Origin of the sequence: Solobacterium moorei (assembly GCF_036323475.1) — a bacterium.
Classification (GTDB): domain Bacteria; phylum Bacillota_I; class Bacilli_A; order Erysipelotrichales; family Erysipelotrichaceae; genus Bulleidia; species Bulleidia moorei.
The window spans coordinates 1,813,010-1,835,282 of sequence record NZ_AP028934.1; the positions used below are offsets into that span (position 1 = coordinate 1,813,010).

General features: G+C 34.8%; 17 protein-coding genes, 1 pseudogene and 1 other annotated feature. Of the genes and pseudogenes, 1 reads left to right on the forward strand and 17 read right to left on the reverse strand.

What is annotated here, in order from left to right; translation table 11 throughout:
* Position 1 precedes the first annotated feature (1 nt).
* The 3 genes from RGT18_RS09115 to RGT18_RS09125 form a co-directional block, all read right to left on the reverse strand.
* Entirely contained in the window at positions 2–214 is a 213-nt protein-coding gene (locus RGT18_RS09115; RefSeq protein ID WP_006525332.1) for a FeoB-associated Cys-rich membrane protein, read from the reverse strand.
* An 85-nt stretch (positions 215–299) separates the two neighbouring features.
* Entirely contained in the window at positions 300–1,409 is a 1,110-nt protein-coding gene (locus RGT18_RS09120) for a PucR family transcriptional regulator (protein WP_028077592.1), read from the reverse strand.
* A 222-nt stretch (positions 1,410–1,631) separates the two neighbouring features.
* Positions 1,632–3,494, reverse strand: coding sequence for an FAD-dependent oxidoreductase (locus RGT18_RS09125; protein WP_028077593.1), 1,863 nt, complete (start codon positions 3,492–3,494; stop codon positions 1,632–1,634).
* A 190-nt stretch (positions 3,495–3,684) separates the two neighbouring features.
* On the opposite strand from RGT18_RS09125, the gene RGT18_RS09130 reads away from it, so the two are divergent.
* A complete protein-coding gene (locus tag RGT18_RS09130; RefSeq protein ID WP_037403489.1) occupies positions 3,685–4,227 on the forward strand; it encodes a restriction endonuclease subunit S in 543 nt (180 codons plus the stop codon).
* On the opposite strand, the gene RGT18_RS09135 is transcribed toward RGT18_RS09130, so the two are convergent.
* The 14 genes and pseudogenes from RGT18_RS09135 to RGT18_RS09200 all read right to left on the reverse strand — a co-directional run bounded on the left by RGT18_RS09135 (position 4,224) and on the right by RGT18_RS09200 (position 22,218).
* Positions 4,224–5,150, reverse strand: a complete 927-nt coding sequence (locus tag RGT18_RS09135) for a site-specific integrase (protein WP_028077594.1) — start codon at positions 5,148–5,150, stop codon at positions 4,224–4,226. The two genes, RGT18_RS09130 and RGT18_RS09135, sit on opposite strands and share 4 nt — an antisense overlap.
* A complete protein-coding gene (locus tag RGT18_RS09140; RefSeq protein ID WP_037403491.1) occupies positions 5,144–5,683 on the reverse strand; it encodes a restriction endonuclease subunit S in 540 nt (179 codons plus the stop codon). Before RGT18_RS09140 ends, RGT18_RS09135 begins: the two co-directional genes overlap by 7 nt.
* 8 nt (positions 5,684–5,691) lie before the next feature.
* On the reverse strand, positions 5,692–8,763 hold the full coding sequence (locus RGT18_RS09145) for a type I restriction endonuclease subunit R (protein ID WP_028077595.1): 3,072 nt from the start codon (positions 8,761–8,763) through the stop codon (positions 5,692–5,694).
* Between the two features lie 15 nt (positions 8,764–8,778).
* On the reverse strand, positions 8,779–9,957 hold the full coding sequence (locus RGT18_RS09150) for a restriction endonuclease subunit S (RefSeq protein ID WP_081659479.1): 1,179 nt from the start codon (positions 9,955–9,957) through the stop codon (positions 8,779–8,781).
* Entirely contained in the window at positions 9,947–12,538 is a 2,592-nt protein-coding gene (locus tag RGT18_RS09155; RefSeq protein WP_028077596.1) for a type I restriction-modification system subunit M, read from the reverse strand. Before RGT18_RS09155 ends, RGT18_RS09150 begins: the two co-directional genes overlap by 11 nt.
* The gene (locus RGT18_RS09160) at positions 12,535–12,759 is read right to left on the reverse strand and encodes a helix-turn-helix domain-containing protein (RefSeq protein ID WP_028077597.1); all 225 of its coding nucleotides are present in this window, start codon (positions 12,757–12,759) and stop codon (positions 12,535–12,537) included. Before RGT18_RS09160 ends, RGT18_RS09155 begins: the two co-directional genes overlap by 4 nt.
* Positions 12,760–13,066: 307 nt before the next feature.
* The gene (locus RGT18_RS09165) at positions 13,067–13,867 is read right to left on the reverse strand and encodes an ABC transporter ATP-binding protein (RefSeq protein ID WP_028077598.1); all 801 of its coding nucleotides are present in this window, start codon (positions 13,865–13,867) and stop codon (positions 13,067–13,069) included.
* Positions 13,868–13,870: 3 nt separating this feature from the next.
* Entirely contained in the window at positions 13,871–14,761 is an 891-nt protein-coding gene (locus tag RGT18_RS09170) for an ABC transporter permease (protein WP_028077599.1), read from the reverse strand.
* An 8-nt stretch (positions 14,762–14,769) separates the two neighbouring features.
* A complete protein-coding gene (locus RGT18_RS09175; protein WP_037403494.1) occupies positions 14,770–15,738 on the reverse strand; it encodes an ABC transporter substrate-binding protein in 969 nt (322 codons plus the stop codon).
* 58 nt (positions 15,739–15,796) lie between these two features.
* Positions 15,797–16,035 (reverse strand) — a binding site (T-box leader).
* Positions 16,036–16,086: 51 nt separating this feature from the next.
* Complete coding sequence (locus tag RGT18_RS09180) at positions 16,087–16,740, reverse strand: ABC-2 transporter permease (protein WP_028077600.1); 654 nt, start codon at positions 16,738–16,740, stop codon at positions 16,087–16,089.
* Positions 16,740–17,597 (reverse strand): annotated as a pseudogene (locus tag RGT18_RS09185) (ABC transporter ATP-binding protein). The gene RGT18_RS09180 and the pseudogene RGT18_RS09185 overlap by 1 nt, the downstream one beginning before the upstream one ends.
* The gene (locus tag RGT18_RS09190) at positions 17,572–17,958 is read right to left on the reverse strand and encodes a GntR family transcriptional regulator (protein ID WP_028077601.1); all 387 of its coding nucleotides are present in this window, start codon (positions 17,956–17,958) and stop codon (positions 17,572–17,574) included. The pseudogene RGT18_RS09185 and the gene RGT18_RS09190 overlap by 26 nt, the downstream one beginning before the upstream one ends.
* Positions 17,959–18,037: 79 nt before the next feature.
* Positions 18,038–20,539, reverse strand: a complete 2,502-nt coding sequence (locus RGT18_RS09195; RefSeq protein WP_028077602.1) for a DNA translocase FtsK — start codon at positions 20,537–20,539, stop codon at positions 18,038–18,040.
* An 11-nt stretch (positions 20,540–20,550) separates the two neighbouring features.
* On the reverse strand, positions 20,551–22,218 hold the full coding sequence (locus RGT18_RS09200; protein ID WP_028077603.1) for a ribonuclease J: 1,668 nt from the start codon (positions 22,216–22,218) through the stop codon (positions 20,551–20,553).
* Positions 22,219–22,273: the final 55 nt, after the last annotated feature.

The window sequence follows — 22,273 nt, forward strand, 5'->3', positions numbered from 1 at the left end:
ATTACTTCGATAATCCTAACAAGGACTTAATCTTATTTTGAATACGGATATTGCGTTGTGCCTTTTTGATGTCTCCTACCCATCTACAGGAAGAATGACAGCCAGAACTACAATCTCCACTACAGGAGCTTACTCCGTTCTTCATTACATAACGAATATCGAATGCAACGATTACAACAACGACCATTAATACTAAGAATGTTGAAATATTCATATAAACGCTCCTTTAGTTAACTATAACTAACACATTAATAGTATACTTCTTTTTTCTGATTTGAAAAGTCAAACGCAATAAGAAATTAAACGTGATGCACTAACATTGCCAAACGTATCAATTTCTCGTCTTTTTCAAAATTAATATCGAATAATTTTTCAATCTGCTGAAGACGATACTTAACGGTATTCAGATGAATATAGAGCCCTTCTGCAGTCTTCTGTTTTGAGTATTGTGATTTAACATACATACACAATGTCTCGTAATACTTCGTCTCATACTTACGATCATACGCAATGAGTTTTTGTATCTTTAAGTCAACCAATGTATCTAGTGATAATTGTTTTTCTAACTGGCTATGCAAATAGGAATCAATTAGATTCTGGAAGTTTGCCTCTTTTCCCTTTGCCTTACTAGCAGCATATTCTGCCTGTCTTGCGTATCCATCAAGATGATGAAGTTTTTCAAACTGCATACTATATCCAACATGAATATTTGGGTATTGTTTCAAATCGATATGCTTTGTGCTCGCCAATAAAAGATAACATTGTTCATTCATAATACCACCCAAAAGATTTACATCACTCGTCTGTATCTCACTTAAGAAAGAACGTAATACAGTAATACGATTTGCAATTGTAGTATCAACATATGCAAGCATGTAAGTACCTTTGACGAGATAACCAGTCTCTTGTAGTAATTGAAGTCCTAATGATTGACTCTCTTCATCCTTTTGTAGCAGTAAGGCAAATGCTTGTTCACGTTTCGATCCATGATTTGTAAGTTGATGACGTAGATAGATTGATGAAGCATCCGCAAGCAATTTAACATCCTCTTCACTAATTTCATTCTCCACCGCAACTGTTAATTTTCCAATCGACTTCTTTTTTGCAAAAATATCGATTACATAAACATCTCTTTGATACTCCGTATCAAATATACGCAATGGTTTTTGAATACCATTCTCATTGAGTAATCCTCGTTCTATCAATCGATTTACAAAGCTTCGTTTTAGTTTTGTATCTTGTAAAAACGATAAATATACGTAAGCATCTGGTACCTTAGAGCAAGTTACTAATTGATATGCATCATCCATAATCCAAATCGGATTTTGAACTAACTTCGCAGCCTTTGCCACAAATATTTCAAGTGTTGCACACTCACTAACCAAATCAAATAATTCGTCTTTTTTCATAGTTTTATTTTACCATGAATAATGCAATAGTTTTTATTAGCACTGTTTTGTAGAGTTATAGATGTATTGTTTAATACTCATATTCAATTCTAACTTCAGTCCTTCATGCACCCAAAATTATGTACTTTTTGGGTGCATTTTTTACTCTAATGAGTATAAATACTTGATTTCTTTTATTCCCCATACGAAAAGGAGAAATCTTACGATTTCTCCCGAGAGGGATTATTTTGTTGCGTATTCAGCTGCAGCTTCACCACAGATTCTTCCACCTGTTAGAGCTGTCATTAATGTAACACCTTCAACGAGTGGGTATGAGTTGTTATAGATTTCCGCAATTTCATTACCAGCTGCGTATAGACCACCGATAACTGTTCCATCTTGCTTGATAACTTCTAGATTAGAGTTAACAAGTACACCACCAATACCACCTAATGATACTGGTCTTGCCTTAGCAGCATAGTATGGACCATCACCTAGAGATAACATATACTTAGAATCTTTGCCGTATACTGCATCTGATCCATTTGCACAATCTGCGTTGTATGCACTAATTGTCTTCTTTAATGCATTGGCATCAACACCCATTGCCTTTGCAAGATCTTCCACTGTATCGCCCTTGAACACGGTACCATTTTTAACACCATCTTCTAGTGCGGATCTAAACTCTGTCCATGGTTCATTCACACTAAATAGTGGTAATGATGGTTGGTATCCAACAGCTGTTTCTACATTCAGTTCCTTAGAACCACCCTGCTCTACTTTCTTTACCATATCATCTGACATGATTGAGAAATAGTATTCACCTTGTGTTGCTGCGGCATTTGAAGATAGCGCTGTATCATAGTTTAAATCTTCTGGAGCAAATCTAGAACCACGTTGGTTAACCCAAATACTTGTTGCAAGATAGATAGCCTTTGCGATTTCATCCTTACCAGAACCTGGTTCGATTCCAGAATAAGATGTTACACCATGGTACTGTTGAATTGTCTTACCCTTACCAGCACCGATTGCTTGTGACATTGTTGCGCCATCACCTGTTTGTGTACCTGTTGTAAATGTAACGAGCGGGAAACCAACTTCCTTTTCAATAACATCTGCATTAGCACCGAAACCACCTGTAGCAAGTACAGCAGCATCACATGAGATTTCATATGTAGTATCAGAAGACTTCGCTACAACACCTGTAATCTTATTGTCTTCTGACTTTAGTTCTACTGCAGGAGTTTGGTAGTAAATCTTACCACCTGCATTTTCAAACTGCTTTAATAGAGCCTGATAGTAACCAAGCTTATTAGATTGGTCTGCATATGCATGATATGTTGGGAAACCATTTGCATGTGCTGCCTGTTCATTACCAACATATACAAGGTCCATACCATTTTCTTCTAACCAGTCAATTGTTTCACCAGAGCGGTTAGCGATGTTATAGAATAACTGTCCATCATCCATCCAACAGTTATAGGATTGCCAATGTGCAAGAACTTCCTGTGTTGTAAATGTACCTGCTACACCAGCTTCTTTTTGTTCTTTAGAGTTAATACCCATTGGTCCACCTGCAATAACAGATACACCACCAATATTCGCAGACTTTTCAAGTAAGATAACCTTTGCACCATTTTGTTGAGCTGTTAATGCGGCAGTAATACCTGCACCACCTGCACCAATAACAACTACATCAGCAGTTAACTTCTCAGTCTTTGACTCAGATGCTTGTGCACTATCACTACCAAATGAATCAGGATCACCACCAGCAGTCTTAATTGCATTCTTAACAGCATCCTTAATCGCATCAGAAGTGATTGTCGCACCAGTTATCCCATCTACATTAGGACTGTTCTTTTCAACAATCTTCTTTGGCAACTCTGTAATTGCAGTACCAGCAATTTCTGGTGTCTCTTCATTATCCTTTACTTCTACATTTGTGATCTTTCCAGAAGAAATTGTTGTGCTTACTGTAACCTTTCCGTTACGTCCATCAACTGTTTCCTCATAAGTACCATCTTTTACAGTAGTACTTTTCTTTGTTGAGCATCCAGTCAGTAGCATACCTACGCTTAAGCATGCCGCAAATAAACGTTTATTCATAGTTCTCCCCCTTTGTTTACTTGATAAAAATATCACAATATGTAAATCTACTCTTTGTCTGTTTAAGACAAATAGATAAATTAGTTTTCGTCAGAAATGAAAACGAAAATTATTAACCTAGCTTCAATCTATACAATATTGGAAGCCTATTTAGTAAGTTACAACCAAAATATCCTTTACTATTAATACTATTTCTTGGGAACAGCGTAAGTTAGGAGAATTAGGCACTACATTTACTGGTTTATCTGGTAAAAAAGCTTCCGACTTCGGTCATGGAGAAGCTTCATTTATTACATATATGAATGTTTTCTCTAATCCAGTTGCGAATCCTAATATGGTAGATAATGTAGAAATTGATCCAAAGCAAAGAGAAGTTGAAATAGGTGATGTTTTCTTTACTACATCTTCTGAAACACCTGAAGAAGTTGGAATGTCTAGTGTTTTAAAGGAAAAACATGGTGTTACATATCTTAATAGTTTTTGCTTTGGCTTTAGACCTACGGTTAAATTTAATTTAGATTATCTTGCGTTTATGTTTAGGTCTGAATTTGTCAGAATACAAATAATAATTTTGGCACAAGGTATTTCGAGATTTAATATTTCAAAAATCAAGATGATGGATATTGATATTCACGTACCGAGTATTGATGAACAAATAGCTATTGGGACATACTTTATTGAACTAGACAACCTTATCACCCTTCATCAGCGTAAGCATTTGTGGCCTTTTTAACTCAGACTTGAAAGAGAACGCATTACAATATCAATATCTTTATTTTCTAGTTCATTTATAATATGAAGATATGTTTTCTGTGTAGTAGTCATGCTTGAATGTCCAAGTCTTCTAGCTACACTTGCAATTGATACTCCTGCAAACAATAGTAATGATGCGTGAGTATGTCTCAATCCGTGAATAGATACAATTGGAATATTTGCTCCTTTACAGTGACGTTCCAGAGAATCATTTATACTTGAATTAAAAACTCGACTCTTTATAAAAATTGGTTCATCTTCTGGTAATCCCTTAATTAATTCAGAAAACTGGACAATAAGCTGCCAGTCAATTTGAATTTTTCTAACAGAAGACCTATTCTTTGTAGGCAGAAAACCTGTACAGCTTTTATAATCCCAAGTTTTGCTGATAGAAAGCGATTGGTGCTGAAAGTCAAAATCTTTTGGTGTGATTGCCAGTGCTTCTGAAAATCTCATACCTGTTTTCGCCACTAGAAGAATAAACCAATCCCAACTTATTTCTGTATTTAAATTAAGATGTGATATAAGTTTATGTAATTCAAATTGATTAAGATATTTTATCTTTTTAGGACGTGGAGTTTTGCCTTTAATAATAGCCTTTCTTGTAGGATCTCGTTCTATCAATCCTTCGTCAACAGCATCCATTATGGCACCTTTCAACTGATGATGAAAATCCATCGTTGTTTGTCTTTCATGAACCTCTGCATAGCTATTAAGTAATTGTTGGTAAGATAGTCGGTTAAGGTCACACATTCTCATTCCCGGAGCAAGACGTTCTAACCAAGTTTGTGTTAGTAAATATTTATCCATCGTAACTTTCCGAATTGCTCCTGACTTATAAACTTTTATCCATTGTGAATAATACTCATAAAATAAATCTGTCTCTTTAATATTATTTAGCATTGAAAATCCTCCTTTTTATGAATATATGGCTTACGCTGATGAAGGGTGATAAGACTATTAATACTGGTGAAAAATAATGATAATTTATTTCTTTCTTTCTCTTGCACCGGTACTTGAATTACTATGTCGGACATCACATTATTCATTAGTTTTGGATTTCCTACATAAGAAACATACGCTTTTGCAGTATTATTTAGTGCTTCCGCTATCATCTGATTAGCCCTTATTTCATTAGATAATAAAACCCCACAAACATTTGTACAATAGAACTTTCCCTTTCTGTAATTAACAGTTCCTGCATTCGCACCATCAGTAGTCCAAGTAATCGCATCTTCATATAGGTAGTTACTATAGTATCCCATGAGCCCATTATCTTTTGTCTGTGAAGAATAAACTGGATATGGATTTTTATCTGATTTAGTTGGAATTGTTTGTGTAGCTGGAAGCACGTAACCACGTGTAATTCTAAACATATTTGAGACCTTACGCTGTTCCCAATCATAAAAGAGAGTTAGAAATCTTCTAACTCCCATTTATGTTACTATTCAATATTAAATCCACCTTCGAAAATAAATCTCCTAAGTAATTTATCTGCCTCAATTCGAGCTTGTCTTTTTGATAGTTCAATTTTCAACCGTTTTCCCAAAAAATTTCTAGCATCATCAATATCAATAGTATTCATAAGCTCATCGTAGCGACCATATGCATTTATATTTGATTCATCGACATGTAAATTTATCAACGCCCGTAATTTTGCTTCATCAATTCCAAGACCAGAAGCAAGCCTATGAATTTGGTCATTATGTGCATTACACATATATAAAGTAATATAATCCCTAAATGTCTTGCCGGCTTCAACTGCAATTTTACCTGTTTCGATATCATTCAAGAATAATTTTGCTAGTTTTTGTTCTTCTTGTGTCAAAGATGCAAATGATTTATGTAGGTCGTGAATCGCCTTTTCTTTAGCTATGGCATCCCCTTTATTTAGATTAATCATAAATAATTTAAACTTTGAGTTCATATAATCATCATCAATAGAATCAGTTTGAATCTCGATAATGTGTGTATCTATATCGTATGGTAAACCGCCTTCAATCCTAGTTCCTTTAAAGAGCTCTTTATATCTTTGAACAAGTATCAAATAGGTTTTTTCATCAAAGAGTATTTTCTTTGAATAAAAACTTCCGTCAGTATTCTTAAATTCATAAATTGATTTATCCCATGAGAAACCTTGTATCTTAGCAGAATCAAGATATTGATTTAATTCAGAAAATAATTTTGCAAATTTTTTCTTCCATGAAATATCATCATAATTATGGTCAAAGTCATAAATACCAACTGATTCAAATAATTCTACGATTTCTCCATATTTGAAATTCATCTGATCGATATTAATATCAAGTTTATCTACAAATATGCCAAATGGCCTATCTCCCGAATATTCTCTAACAGCATTGTCAAGATTTTCTTTCATTGTATGAGGATATCGGTACCATATTATTGTTCCATGCGGTTTATCGCTACCATAGAGTCTATTTGTCCTTGAAATTGCTTGTATAAAATTCTTCCCTTCAAGTTTTTTATCCAAATACAAAGTATTGATCCATTTCGAGTCAAATCCAGTTAATAATTGATCCACAACAATAATGATATTAAGTTGCTCCTCTTTCGAAAGGTTTAGATATGGTTTCTTGTGTGATAATCGCGCACAAACATCTTTTTTAAAACTTGCGTAATTACCTATTTCATAAGATTTACCAAACATCTCTTTATAATCAATTAAGATATCTGTTATTCCCTTCATTTTCCAAATTGATTCCTGTGTATTATCATCACTTGGGTCGAAAATTGCAGTAACTTTTAGGTTATGATTTTTACATTTGAACAATTTATAATATTGCATTGCTTCAGAAATAGAACTTGTCGCAAAGATGGAATGAAATAGTGATCCAACACTCCGCACAGTCCAGTGATTAATTATATCGTCTACTACAGCATTCTGGTGTTTTAGTGTTTCGTATTGTGCTTTTGGAATAAAGTTTTCAATTTCTGTCATCGGGCATTTCTTTTCACCCTTATTCATATAATATAAAAATATTTTTCTTGTCTCTTCTTTAGCCATTGCTCCTTCAACAGTAGAGCAATTACATTGTTTGAGTGCGACCTTTTCTCTTAGGTCATTATCTTCGAAAGTACAAACTTTATATGGGTCAAACCCAAGAACATTTTTATCTCTAATTCCATGAACAATAGTATAGCGATGTAACTCATCACCAAAAATATCCGATGTAACACCATGAGCAGGAGTTCCTGTGAAACCAAAGAAAATTGCATTGGAAAATGTTTTTTTGATATTTTGATGCATATCCCCTTTTTGGTCTCTATGACATTCATCAATTATAAATACAATATGCTTTGACTGTATTTTTTCTAAGTCCTTTTGCTTAACATCACTATCTTCTCTAATTCTGCTCATTTTCTGAATTGATGTAACAATTAGCACATCATCAGGAGAATCACTTTTTAGTTTTCCAATCAAAACATTTGTATCCTCTGTCGCTTGTATTGATTCAGATGGATCAGCAAAATTTCTATAATTAATCAGTGACTGATCACCAAGTTCCACTCTATCAAGTAAGAAAACAACTTTATCCGCTTCCTTTGAATTTGCAATTAACTGAGCAGCTTTAAAAGATGTCATTGTCTTTCCAGAACCGGTAGTATGCCAGATGTAACCACCATGTTGCTCACTTCTTGTCCAATTGGTTCTTAAAACTTTATCAGAAATAGCAGAAGCAGCAAAGTATTGGTAACTTCTCATTACCTTTAGAACCCCATCCGAATCATCTGGGATAGTGTAAAATCCTACCATTTCATGTGCCATAGGTATAGATAATAATTTCTTTGTAAAAGCACTCCATTCATTTATTATATCGTTATTATAATCTTCCCAATGAAAGTAAAAATTCGAATTAAACTTTCCATCTCTTCCAGGATTTGCATAATAAACAGCCTCCTCAGGATTCATAGCGATAAAAATTTGTACTAGTGAAAATAATCCGCTGAAAACACCATTTTCCATGTATTTTTCAATTTGAACTTCAGCTTGAGTAATAGGTACTCCCGTTCTCTTTAATTCAATATGGAAAAGAGGCATTCCATTAATCAAGAGCATTATATCTCCACGACGTGTAGGATAAACCGTATTATTAGTCTTAAACTTTGGCTGTTCTACAATTTGATACCTACTTTTCCCTCCTGCTATCTCTTTTCTATCATAAATTTTAAGGCTTACATTCTTTCCAAAATGTAACTCATCATCTTTGTTATCTCTTGTTATAGATACTGTTTTACCATTGATAAAAGTATTTAAAGCTAATGGTGTTCTCAATAAATTTACTTGAGTAATAATCTGTGCCATTTCTCCATCCGTTAAAGGACAGCCATTAAGAACATCTTTTTCTTTATTGCTATCAAATAAAATATTTGCCCAGTTTTTTATTAAATCTTCCTCAGTAGGATACTTAATAACATCAGTTTCCCAACCGCATTCAGACCAAAGCAAATTAACAACAGCTTCTTCAAATTTTAATTCATCATTAAAAGGCATATTCTTTCCACCTCTCTATATGAACATCTTGTTCAACATGGATTTCTTTATATTTTGCAGCTTTTCTAGCTTACGCTGATGAAGGGTGATAAGGTGGTCCATATACCAGAAGAAAAAACCTATCTGCTTCTGCTCGCTGACATTATATGTTGTAATGCAGTTGGCTTCTGCTAAAATACTAAAATATCTTTTATACCCTTCGTTCTGTGGCTTGTACTTTTCTAACAACGATAGTAAATAATATCCATCGGTATATTGCTGTCCCTTAACTATGCGAACACCGTCCGTTGCAACAAAAAATGGACGATGTGGTTTATATAGCGACAAAGTATGGTCACCAAAAATCACTACATCTTTATAATCACCACAAGGTGTTCCATTGGCTAAACCAATGACAGGTTCATTGCCTTGTTGAATAATTTCGTATTTACCATCCGCTTCCGGCACTTTAAGAAATTGTTTAAACGGAAGTGTTTGGAGTAACTCCCCCAACTTACACTGTTCCCAAGGGTCAGTGAAACCTGAAAAACGGATTTCAGGAACGAGTTTGCCATTTTTAGGGAACATCTTATCTAACATCGCTTTTTTAAAAGTTTTTAGCTTTTCTAACTTACGCTGATGAAGGGTGATAAGGTGGTCGATGCTTTCAAAAAACTCCCCTATCTTCTCATGTTCAGCTTTTTGAGGCAGCACAACAGGGAAATTCACGAGTATATTTTGATTAAGATGTTTTATAGTTCCACCAGTAGCTTTCTGCCCAACATAATCCATCAAAAAAGGTGCCTTCAAGTACTGGAATAAGTATTTACCATCGACATAATCTTCATCTATTATCTCAACATTAAACACACCTGCATTAAGCGTTGCTGGCAACTCCAAACCTTGAACAAAAGCGACTTTTCCTAATGTTCCGTCCTTGGTAATAAGTATACTTCCATTCTGTATTTGTATATGAGGATCCTGATTATATCTTTCCTTTTCGACATAATGACAGGTAGAGTAGTTTATTCTCCCATCATCGAAATCTGTTCCAGTGATAAGCATATAATCTCCCTGGTCTAAAAACTCTGATGTACGAAGATTTTGCCAACCGATCCTTGCATGCATTGTTGCTATCTCGGATAACTTACGCTGTTCCCAAGGGTCAGTAAAACCTGAAAAACGGATTTCAGGAACCATCTTTCTATTCTCCATCTTCTTCACCTCTTAGGAGTTTTTTAAATTCTAATATACCCTTGATATCATAGTCATTCCCGGTAAGGTTTGAAAGCATTTCAGATAAAGCATTTTCTGATTCATCAATCTGTCGAGATATATCATGCATTGTAATTTCGTATTTTTTAGTTAAATATTCAAGTTTCTTTAAATACTGGTTTATAACTTCTTTACCAAGTCCAATAAGTGATTGACACAATGGATCAATCCACTTTTTCTGTAGTAATTCTCTAACTTCTGTGTCGGAAAGGTTCTCAATCTTTGATATTGTCTCAGACTCGAGGTTCTCCTCCAAATCTTTGATATCCTTTTTGAGTTTCTTCATTCTATTATTAATATCATCAATTTTTATAATGATACTTTCATAGGAACCATCCTCAAAAATTGCACCATTTTTTTGTTCTTTTTTCAATTTTGAGAAAACAACATTAAGTTTTTTAGACACTACTTCTCCATCATCATCTACGAGTTCTGCTTTATCATTAGGATCGATTGCATCAAATAATTCATCCTTTTCATTCTTTTCAGAATCCAAATTTGAAATCAGATTTTCAAGTTTACTTTTTTCTTCTTTAAAATAAATTGCCTGAATTAGTTCGAATGGTAATATTCTGCCAATCCAACCTTCCTGTTTTTCATATAATTCATTTGTTTTACTATTTTTCTTTATTACCATCTTTGGATCAACTGCTCTAGCAGCCAATATGCCATCTTTTTGAAGAATCTCTAAATCTAAAGATATTGTTGTCCAATTATCATCAAAAATCTGATATGCACTATAATAATCTACCAATGGTATTTTACGTATAATCTTCTTCAGTTCTTCTGCTATTACAGACTCTTCCCTAGCAATTATTACTTTAGAATAATTATCAATTAACCTACTTGAAAGATACGATGGAAATGTATTAAATGCTGTTTTACATTCATCTAAATAAAACTTAACCTCTTTATTTTTTAACGTAACCTTTCTAATATCATCAGTAATAATTTGTGAGTATGGAATTTCACTGTCTGCAAATAACTCTGATTTCAAAGAAGGGAATGAACTCCACAATTGGTTTAATTCCACTAATTCATTGTTAGGTATTCCACCGAACATTGTTGCATAAATATCCCACTTCTCTTGTGATTCGCTTGAATCCACGTAGCGAGGAATATTTAGATTATAATCATTTTCTTCTATCTCTTTTTTCTCAACTAATCTTGAGTAACCATCTATAGTTTCCCTGTTAATAGCAGTATCAACTATTTTTCGAACATCTTGTGCTCTTAATTTATTCTTATTTCCATCTTTAGCAAATCCTTTTGAAGCATCAATAAATAACACGTCGTTTGTATTTCTTTGCTTCTTAAGAATAATTATTATTGTAGGAATTCCTGTACCAAAGAACATATTTGCAGGAAGACCAATTATAGTTTCTATATTGCTTCTTTCAATTAAATTTTTTCTTATAATTCCTTCATCACCGCCTCTAAACAAAACACCATGAGGCATAACAATTGCCATAATACCATCTGACTTGAGATGATATAAGTTATGAAGTAGAAAAGCATAATCCGCTTTTGATTTCGGTGCAATGCCATAGTCATCGAATCTTTTATCATTATCAGCATCATCATTCTTCCATGATTGTGAATAAGGTGGATTTGAGCAGCAACCATCAACAAAAACAGGATAGTATGTACGTTCCTTATCATTCTCATCAAAAAATGGCCAATCATTAACAAGTGTATCTCCATTTCTAACAATAACATTATCAGGTAATATATCATGCATAATTAGATTCATTCTTGTAAGGTTATACGTCTCTAGTATTAATTCTTGTGCATAGTATTTTATTTTATTAGGATTATCAACATATCTAGCTACTGATTTACCAATGTTAATAAGTAATGAACCTGAACCAGAAGTTGGATCGTATATACTAATCTCATTTCTATCCTTTAAATGATTAGCTATTATTTCACTCATTATGATAGATGCTTCATGTGGTGTATAAAACTCTCCAGCTTTTCCCGCATTAGCCGCAAAATTCTTTAAAAGAAATTCATAAACAAAACCTAATACATCATAATCTTGACTTCCATCAACCGGAATTTGTTGAATTAGATTAAGAAGTTTTCTTATAGCTTTTGTTCTTTCTGAATCACCAGTACCAAAATCATTTAGTCCACTATTAAGTGCATCAAAAATTGAATCATAAACTTTCCTATAATTAGATCCAATGTGTCTATTAAATGCTGACAATGCTGTTCGAACATCTGCAATTGTAAAATCAGATCCCTGATTAATCCAATATGAGAACAAATTCTTATTTTCAATAAAATAACCTATATTATCCTCACAGTTTTTTACAGTATCTTCATCATCTTCTGTTAATTCACTAAAACCTTCATCAAAATATAGTTTTTCTTTTAAGTACCTTTCTTCTTTTTCAGATAAATACTTATAGAAAATCAAGCCAAGCATATAGTCCTTATATGAACTTGCTGAAACCTTTCCTCTTAATTCATTTGCACCTGCCCAAATTTTTGATGCTAATTCTTGCTTATTCATACCTCTTTATCCTCCTTATTATTTTTCACAACTTCCATGATGTCTGAAACATCACAATCTAAAGCTTTACAAATCTTGACTAAAATATCAGTAGTAACATTACCGTTCTTTCCAAGCTTAGCTAAAGTCCCCGTACTTAAGCCAGCTGATTCTAACAAGTCCATCTTACTCATATTTTTATCAATTAGAAGTTTCCAAAGCTTTTTGTATGAAACACTCATATTTCACCCCCGAAATAATCTTTCTACTGATGAAAGAATAGCACTTTTATATATGAAATACCAATATATTTTTATTTTCATGAAAGTTTACTCTACAATATGAAAAATACTTAAATTATAAATCTTGCAAAAATTTATATTATAAATTAAACATTAATTACTATATTAAGAATCTTATACATGCATGCATAAAATAGTTAAACCACCATCTTGAAATCTTCAAAATATATTTAGTCTTAAAATTAAAACAGCAAAGATCACCTCTCTGCTGTCTTTTCTCTATTGAGTTTTTATTTTACTTATATACTTATTTTGCAAGTAAGATACGATCATCAGCCAGATTACTTCCTGTATTTGCATGGAAGCGTTCCATTAGGTCATATACTGACATGTTCGCTCTTTGCTCACCTTTGATGTCTATTACGATATGTCCGTCATTCATCATGATTGTTCGATCACCAACTTCGAGGGCTTGTTGCATCTGATGGGTTACCATCAAACATGTAATATGATGCTTTTTAACAATCTCTTGGGTAAGCTTCATAATTTTTGCGGCTGCCTTTGGATCTAGTGCTGCTGTATGTTCATCTAGTAATAATAACTTCGGTGGTACAATCGTTGCCATTAACAGTGTTAAAGCTTGGCGTTGACCACCAGATAGATTACCGACTAGCGTATGCATGCGATCTTCAAGTCCCATATCAAGCAATTTTAACTGTTCTTTGAATAGTTCGCGTTCTTTGTTTGTAATCCAAGAAAATGGTGATTTCTTTTCCTTTGCACTTAAGCATGCAAGTGCTAGATTTTCTTCAATTGTCATATTTGGTGCACTTCCCTTTAGTGGATCTTGAAATAAACGTCCAATATAACTTGCCCGTTGATACTCTTTTACATAAGTGATATCAGTATTATCCAAAATGATTTTTCCTTTATCTGGGATAATACTGCCGGCAATAGTATTTAAAATGGTAGATTTACCTGCTCCATTCGAACCAATGATACAAATGAATTCACCTGTTTCCACATGTAAATTTAAATCATGGAGTACATTTTTTTCGTCAATACTTCCTGAATTAAATGTAACTGAAAGATTTTGTATATCTAACATTTGTTATTTCCCCTTTCTCATTTGAAAAGAAAGTTCTTTTTTGATTGTTGGTGCTGCTACTGCAAGTGCTACAATCAAAGCCGTCACTAGTTTTAATGATTGCACGTTGATAATCTTTGTCTGCAAAATAACCGCATAAATCATTCGATATACAACATTACCAACAAAACAAGCTGTTAAATTACGTGATAATGACTTTCTACCTTGTATCAATGATTCACCAATGATTAAACAAGCTAAACCAACCACTACAATCCCAGTACCAGCATTAATATCACTTGTTTTATTGAACTGTCCAACGAGTGCTCCACTTAGACCAACAAGCATGTTAGCCATAACGAGTCCAAGTGTAATCATATTCTTAACATTTACACTAGATGCTGTTACCATCGCACGATTATCTCCTGTTGCACGTAGTGATAGTCCTAGTCTAGTTGATAAAAATAGACGTAATAGAATCATACAGAGAACTAATACTACAATTACGAATATGCTAGCATACCAACTGCCACCAATATTTGTTTTCTTTAGGATTGTAAATATTGTTGCTTGTTTTAAAAGTGATATTTGGCTTGACCATCCCATGACGAAGAGATTGATCGTATATAATCCTGTACTTGTAATAATTCCTGAAATAATGGAAGGAACACCCATACGAGTTTGTAAGAAGGCAGTTACATAACCAGCAATACCACCTGCAAGCATACCTAATAGAATTCCTAATATTGGGTGACCAGCATATGCACAAGATACAGAGATTGCCATACCGAGCACGAAGCTTCCATCTGTTGTTAAATCAGCGATATCTAACAGACGGTAACTAATAAATAAAGCAATTGATACAAATGCATATAAAGTACCTAGTTCTAAAGTAGTTTGAAAAATACTTAGCATAGTATCCCTTACTTTCCAGTTGTTTCAACTGTCATTACTTGGCCAAAATCTGCGAAGATTTCTGGATTTACAGCTAACTTTTCCGCTACTTCTGTATTTACAGTGATAATTCCACCATCTAGTGTGATAAATTCTTCTGCCTTTTTAAATCCTGGCTGTAATACCTCATAGGCAAGCTTAGCTGTCTTAATACCAGCATCTGTATAATTCACTCCACAAGTCGCAAATGCACCTGATCGAACAAAGGAATCTGCTCCTGCATAATGTGGAACATTTGCATTCATGAATGCCTCATAGATAGCAAGTTCAGAAGACATAATCACGTTATCTGTTGGTGTAAATACTGCATCCACCTTACTTGCGATAAGAGATGATGCAGCAGCGATTACTTCTTGGCTTGTATTTGCTGTCGCTTCAATATATTTAATTTTCTTTTCATCTAAAATCTTTTTCACTTCTGCAATTGGCTTTTGTGAGTTTGCTTCTGAATTTGAATAGAGTAAACCTACTGTCTGTAAGTTTGGATTTTGTTTTAACATCATATCAACAAACTGCTTTGTATTGAGTGCATCAGAAGTACCTGTTACTCTATCAATTCCTGTTAGTGAAGCTGCTTCTGGATCACTAATCGTAGCGTAGACCACTGGTATCTCTGTATCCTCACTTGCCACAACCATTGTTTGTGCTGCAAGTGTACCAATTGGAATAATAACATCTGCTCCATCTGTTACTGCTTGCTTACCAACTTGCATTAGTGTAGATTGTTCATTTTGACCAGAATAGATTTCTACTTCTGCTGTTTTGTCTAACTCTTTTAATTCGTTTTCAATTGCGACTGCAATCTCATCAATGGATGCGTGATCTAATTGCTTTACGATAACATACTTTTTCGCATCCTTTTTTGATGCAGAGGGTAAAGAACATCCAATCATCATACTGCATAATAAAACACAAATTACCTGTACTAACTTTTTCATGTGATATATCCTCCTTCTCTCTGCATTTTCAGTCATAACATACAAAAACGCCTGCCCATAAAAGGACAAGCGTTAACCTGCGGTACCACCTTTTTTAATAGTCTTTTGACTATTCTCTCTTTGAAAATGCAATCACATTCTCTGTCCTTTAACGCTGACATTGCGTCTTAAATACTTGCATAAGCTTTCATTAAGCCCTCATGGGTCCATTTGCATACCGCATGCCTGCAGGTTTCCACCATCCCCGCTCTCTAGAAGTTGCTTCTGTATGTTTGATCTCCCAATCATCGGTTTGTTATGTTGAAATAGTATGATAGTCAGTAGCTTTTGTCAATTATTTTTATTCATTCAAAACTCTCTTCTTGTATATAACTTGTTGGAAAGTTGTAATGATATACCTATGATTATGACGAAAATAATACAGATACCTGCCATTGCCATAAATGGATTCATCACTAGAAACTGTAATATAGATTTTAGTGATTCATGAAAGTAAGTAGAACATACTGCACCAATTGCAAGTAATAACATTGGTACTGCTGTTAATGTTTTTCCCTTTTTATATCCATATTTAAAATAGATTGGATACTCGATAAAAATAATGATTAATGAGATCAACCCTATACATGGTGCCGCTAGTAATAAGCTATAGAATAAGTCTTCCATAGGATATGCAATTCCTATCAGCATTGCCATAACAACACCAACCACAAGCATGATTATCACAGATACTGTTGCTAGTAAGTATCTACCTTTTACTACATCTTTTGAAGAGATACTGAACAGTTTATATAAAGGATCAATTCCAGATTCTTCACCTACCATGAAAGGGTACCCCGAGAATAATATTGCGAACATTTGTACTGTAGCTAAAACGAACGCTGGATTTTTTGATAATGCGCCATAGAGGGTTCCAAGTCCTATCAGAATCATCAAATTCTTAATCGTTAAATATGGTTTAATGGATAATAAATCCAACTTAAATACTTTTATCGCATTCATTATTTTTCCCTCCCATATAAAATCATAATCTTATCAATTGTAATTTCATCCTCTACATATTCATCTGGTATCTCATGAATCGCATCGCGCTCTACTAAGTATTCAATATTATATTTTGTTTTCTTTTGTCCTAATATTGCGGATGAATCAAGCGTATTTTGATTTTCTAAACCGCATTTCAAAATCATGAAATGGTGTATGAATTCTTCTTTTTCCAAAGCTAGTACAATTTCTCCATTGTCAATAAATACGATGTAGTCAGCAATTGTTTCAAGATCTTGTGTAATATGTGTAGAGAATAATACTGTGTGCCTATCATCTTGCATATAGTCAGAGATAACTTCCACAAATTCTTCACGCATACTCGGATCTAATCCGCTCGTTGGCTCATCTAGGATTAAGAGTTCTGCGTTGTGAGATAAAGCAATTGATAACATCAACTTAATCTTCATCCCACGTGACAATTCTTTTACTTTCAGTTTCTTATCGATATTGAATTTTTCTAGAAACTTCCAATATGCATTCTCTTCCCACTCATCATATCCAACCTTCATTGCTTGATTGACAAGTTCCATATTCCAATCTTTTGCTAAAAAGGAATCATCCATAATCACGCCAATTTTTTGATTATTCAGATTTGCTTTCTCATCACCATGTATGGATAAAATATCTCCTTGATACTAAATCAAAGATAATATTGATTTGATCGTTGTCGTTTTCCCCATACCATTTCTACCAATAAATCCTGTAACGTATCCTTCAGGAATAGAAAAATTTACATTCTTTAATGCGAAGTTGTGATAGTCTTTATTTAAGTTTTTGATCTCAATTTTATTCATCTTCTGTACCTTCTTCATAAATATAATTGAATAGTTCTGTTAATTCAGATTTACTGAGATTAATTGTTTTCGCAATCTTGCATGCTTCAAGTAAATGGGACTCGATGTCTTTTTGTTTTTCATCTTTTAATATATCTTGGTTCATTGTCGCAACAAATGTACCTAAGCCTTGTCTGATGACAATAAACCCTTCTCGTTCTAGTTCGTCATATGCTTTTTTGACGGTTAATATACTTACGCCTAATTCTTTGGATAATTGTCGTACAGATGGTAGTTGTGAATCTGATGATACTGTGTTTCCAATGATGTTTTCTTTAATTGCATTTTTAATCTGCTCATATAATGGCGTACTACTTCTGTTTATTAGAATGATTTTCATTATGTCTCCTTATATATAACACTATATAACAGTATATAACTATTTGCAATCCATAAAGAAAAGACACCAACTGGTGTCTTCACTCTTTGATATATACTTCTCTAGGTTTACTACCTTGTGCTGGACCAATGATGCCATGTTCTTCGAGGGCATCAATCATTCTTGCGGCACGGTTATAACCGATGCCGAAGCGTCTTTGTAGTAAGGATGTAGAAGCTTTTTGTGCTTCAATGACATACTCTTTAATCTCCTTGAAGAGTGGATCATCGCTGATTTCCGTCACAATACCACCTTCTCCTGATTCAATTCCATCTAACTGTACGAAGGAATCATCATAGACTGGAGATGCTTCTGAGGATACAAAGCTTGTAATTCTTTGTACTTCATCATCTGTCACAAATACACCCTGTACACGCGTTGAACCTGTTTGTCCAATTGGCATGTAAAGCATGTCACCATAACCAAGTAATCGTTCTGCACCTACGTGATCTAAGATTGTACGTGAGTCCATACCACTGGATACCGCAAATGCAATACGGCTTGGGATGTTTGCCTTAATAATACCTGTAATAACATCAACGGATGGTCTTTGTGTTGCGACGATTAAGTGAATACCTGCAGCACGAGCTAACTGTGTAATACGTTGAATGGATTGTTCAACTTCTTTACCAGCGACTGCCATTAAGTCTGCTAACTCATCGATAATAACAACAATATATGGAATCTTCTTGGGTGCTGGAGACCCATCTGGATTTGGTCTACCACCCTGTTGTTCGACCATGTTGTTGTAAACTTCAATGTTTCTTACACCTGCTGCTGCAAACATGTTATAACGTTCATCCATGATACGTACAATGACCTTCAGGGCATTGCTTGCCTTGTTTGGATCATTGATAACTGGTCCAATCAAGTGTGGAATATTACGATATGGTGTAAATTCTACCTTCTTTGGATCAATAAGCAACATCTTTACTGCATCTGGTTTTGTACGTAGTAATAGTGAACAGATAATAGAGTTCATACATACCGATTTACCTGAACCTGTCGCTCCGGCAATCAACATGTGTGGCATCTTATCTAAACGACATGTTACGGTACGTCCTAATAAGTCTTTACCAAGGAAGAACAGTAATGGTTGTGATTTATCGCTACCTACATCGTTGATAATCTCGCGCATCTTAACTGGTGTACTCTTCACGTTTGGTATTTCAATACCTACCGCATTGCGGCCTGGAATTGGTGCTTCAATACGTATGTCTCTAGCAGCTAGTTGCATCTTTATGTTATCTGTTAAGCCAAGGATCTTGGATACCTTAACATTAACATCTGGACGAATTTCAAACTGCGTAACAGATGGCCCAATGTGTGTATTTAATAACTGTGCTTCGATATCGAAGTTATGGAGAATCTGTAGTAATAATTGTGATTTCTCTCTTGCGGCGACTTCATTTTCTGGGTTACTACCCTTTGGCGGAAGTGGATCTAAGAGTGAAATCTTTGGTAATTGGTATGGACGTGTACGTTTCCTTGGCTTTGGAGCTTTAGATGGCGGATAGATATTGCTTTCTTGATCAGGATGTTCTTCCACAACTGTTTCATATTCTTCTGTTGCGGATAGGTCTTCCTCTTCTGTATCTACTGTCATTGGTGTAAAACGTGATGACTCCGTTTGACGTAAAACTGTATCTTGCATTAACGTTGTCTTCTCTTCCATGCGAGCATGGTCATCGCTTAGATCATCCACATCAATGAATACCGAATCCTTTTGCGAGATTGTCTCACCTGGAAGTACGATGATTGGTACTTCTTGGGTTGGATCATCTGGATGAATACGATTAATAACTCTAGCTGTTCTTGGTTGTTCTTCTTGCACAACTGGTAAACTTTCTGTCTTACCATCTGCCTTGATATTCTGAAACAGTGAACCAGTTTTCTCTTTTCCTTTATCAATCATCTTCCAAAGGTTTGCCGGTTCTTTTGGCTCCTCTGGTTCTTCCTTCCGCTTACTTTCTTCTACTTCTGGCATTTTAAAGAATGCGATGATAGAACGGAATGCCCTCTTATAGACTTCCATATCTACAAGTAATAACATCGCTATCATAAAGAGTACGATGATGACTAACACTGTACCAATACGATTAAACATCATCGAAGAAATCGCATATAAGAAGATACCGTAGATTCCTCCACTGAATTTTAGAGTTGAATCTGGCATAAAGTAATCTACAGTATGATTGATATAGTCATACAAGGCATCCATACCTGTTACATTTGGTACTGCAACATATGCCTCTAAGAGTAATAGTGCAGAGATTAACAGGATAATTGGTATCCAACTAATTTCTTCTTCACCCTGTTTTCTTCTGATGATATTGATTAGTAGAACAATGATTACCATGGCTATCACTAACCAGTAAAGGTTACCTGCTAGGTAACCCAATAAGTTATAGATAAATAGCCCAACAATGCCGGCTTTAGTAAAGCCTAAAATAACAAAAGCAAAGAGGATCACAATCGTGATCACTCTAAAAATGAGCTGGTTTTGTTCTGCTTGTTGTTGTGCTTTTGTCTTTCTTGCCACGTATTCCCTCGCTAATCCTTTGTGTTAATTTCGATAATCGCTGGAAGTATCATAGGTCGTTTGCCTGTTTCTTTCAAGACATAACGACTAATCTTCTCACGCGCTTCGCTACGGCAAGACATATTGTCATAGCGCTTTTCTTTGACCGCATCATTAATAGTCTTCTCCATGATGTTGCCAACTTCTTTAATAATGTACTCTGCATCCTTAAGGTAGATTACACCACGACTTTGTACATCTGGCCCACCGATGATTTCCTTTGTGACGTGATTCATCACGACACCAATAATAATTGTACCATCTGTGCTTAGGATTTCTCTATCCTTTAAGACCATACCGCTAGCATCTAAGCTATCGTTACCATCTACCATGACATCATCTACATCAACCTTGTCAAATGACTTCACCATCACACCATCGTTTAATACAGCCACTTGACCATTATCCATAACGATAATCTTATCTGCGTTATATCCCATGTTTAATGCGATATTCGCATTGGCAATGAGTTGACGATATTCACCCTTGACTGGTACATAGTACTTTGGCTTCATCAAGTAGATCATCATCTTAAGATCTTCAATACTTGCATGCATGCTATAAGCACGACGTGAGTCAATCATGAGTACACGACCTGCTTCTTTGTAGAGGTCATCTTCCATGGATGCCTCTTCTCTTTCCGTACCAGGTACTGCAGGAGAAGCAATAATTACTGTATCCGTTGGACGTAACTCAATTCTGTCATTTTCTTTTGTTGCCATCTTATGAATCTTACGGAAAATGGACTTACCAGTACCTGAAACAATCACCAAGATATTTTCCATGTCATTGCTGAAAGCAGATGGTGCCACCTCTAATCCTGCTGGAATATGATAGTATCCAAGCTTTGCCATATCTGCCATTAAACTCTTTAGTTCTTCATCGAAGATGACAACCTTACGGTTAAACTTCGTCGCTAATTCGATAATTTCAATGACACGATATAGGTTTTGATTAAATACAGTAATAAACATACGATTCTTCGTATCTTCAAAATACTGTTCAATTTGTTCTGTGATGCGATGGTGGGGGCTACTGTTGCCAGTACGGGTAGAACCTACTGATTCACTTAATAAAGCAAGTACCCCTTCACTACCTAAATCGGTAATGTTAGTAATATCAAATTTGAACGCTGCATTCTTTGTATCGTAGTCAACGATAAACTCTGATGAATATACAACATATCCATCTTCTGTCTTAATTGCGACACCAAAGCCGTCTGCGATAGACTGCATTGTACCAAAGGTACGAATCTCAGTACTGCCAATCTTAAACTTCGCATTACGACGAATGCGATGTAAGTTTAATTCTTTAATACCTGCCTTCTTTAGTTTACGCTCTAGCATCATCGCTGTTAATGGTGCTGTATACACCGGAATATCCGGAATTTCTCTTAATAGGTTTGGTAGTGCTGCCATGACATCTTCATGACCATGGGTAATAAAGATTGCTTTAATGCGTGATTGATTTTCACGTAAATAGCGGAAGTCAGGAATGATCATTTCAATTCCTAACTGATCACCATCCGGATATTTCAATCCGCATTCCATGACAAATATATCTTCGTTGTTTTCAACGACATACATGTTTTTGCCGTCTTCATCAAGGCCGCCGAGTGCAAATATGCGTATCTTACTCATAAATTATACCCTCCAGTAATACTTTTAATTCAAGTTTATTATAGAACAAACACTG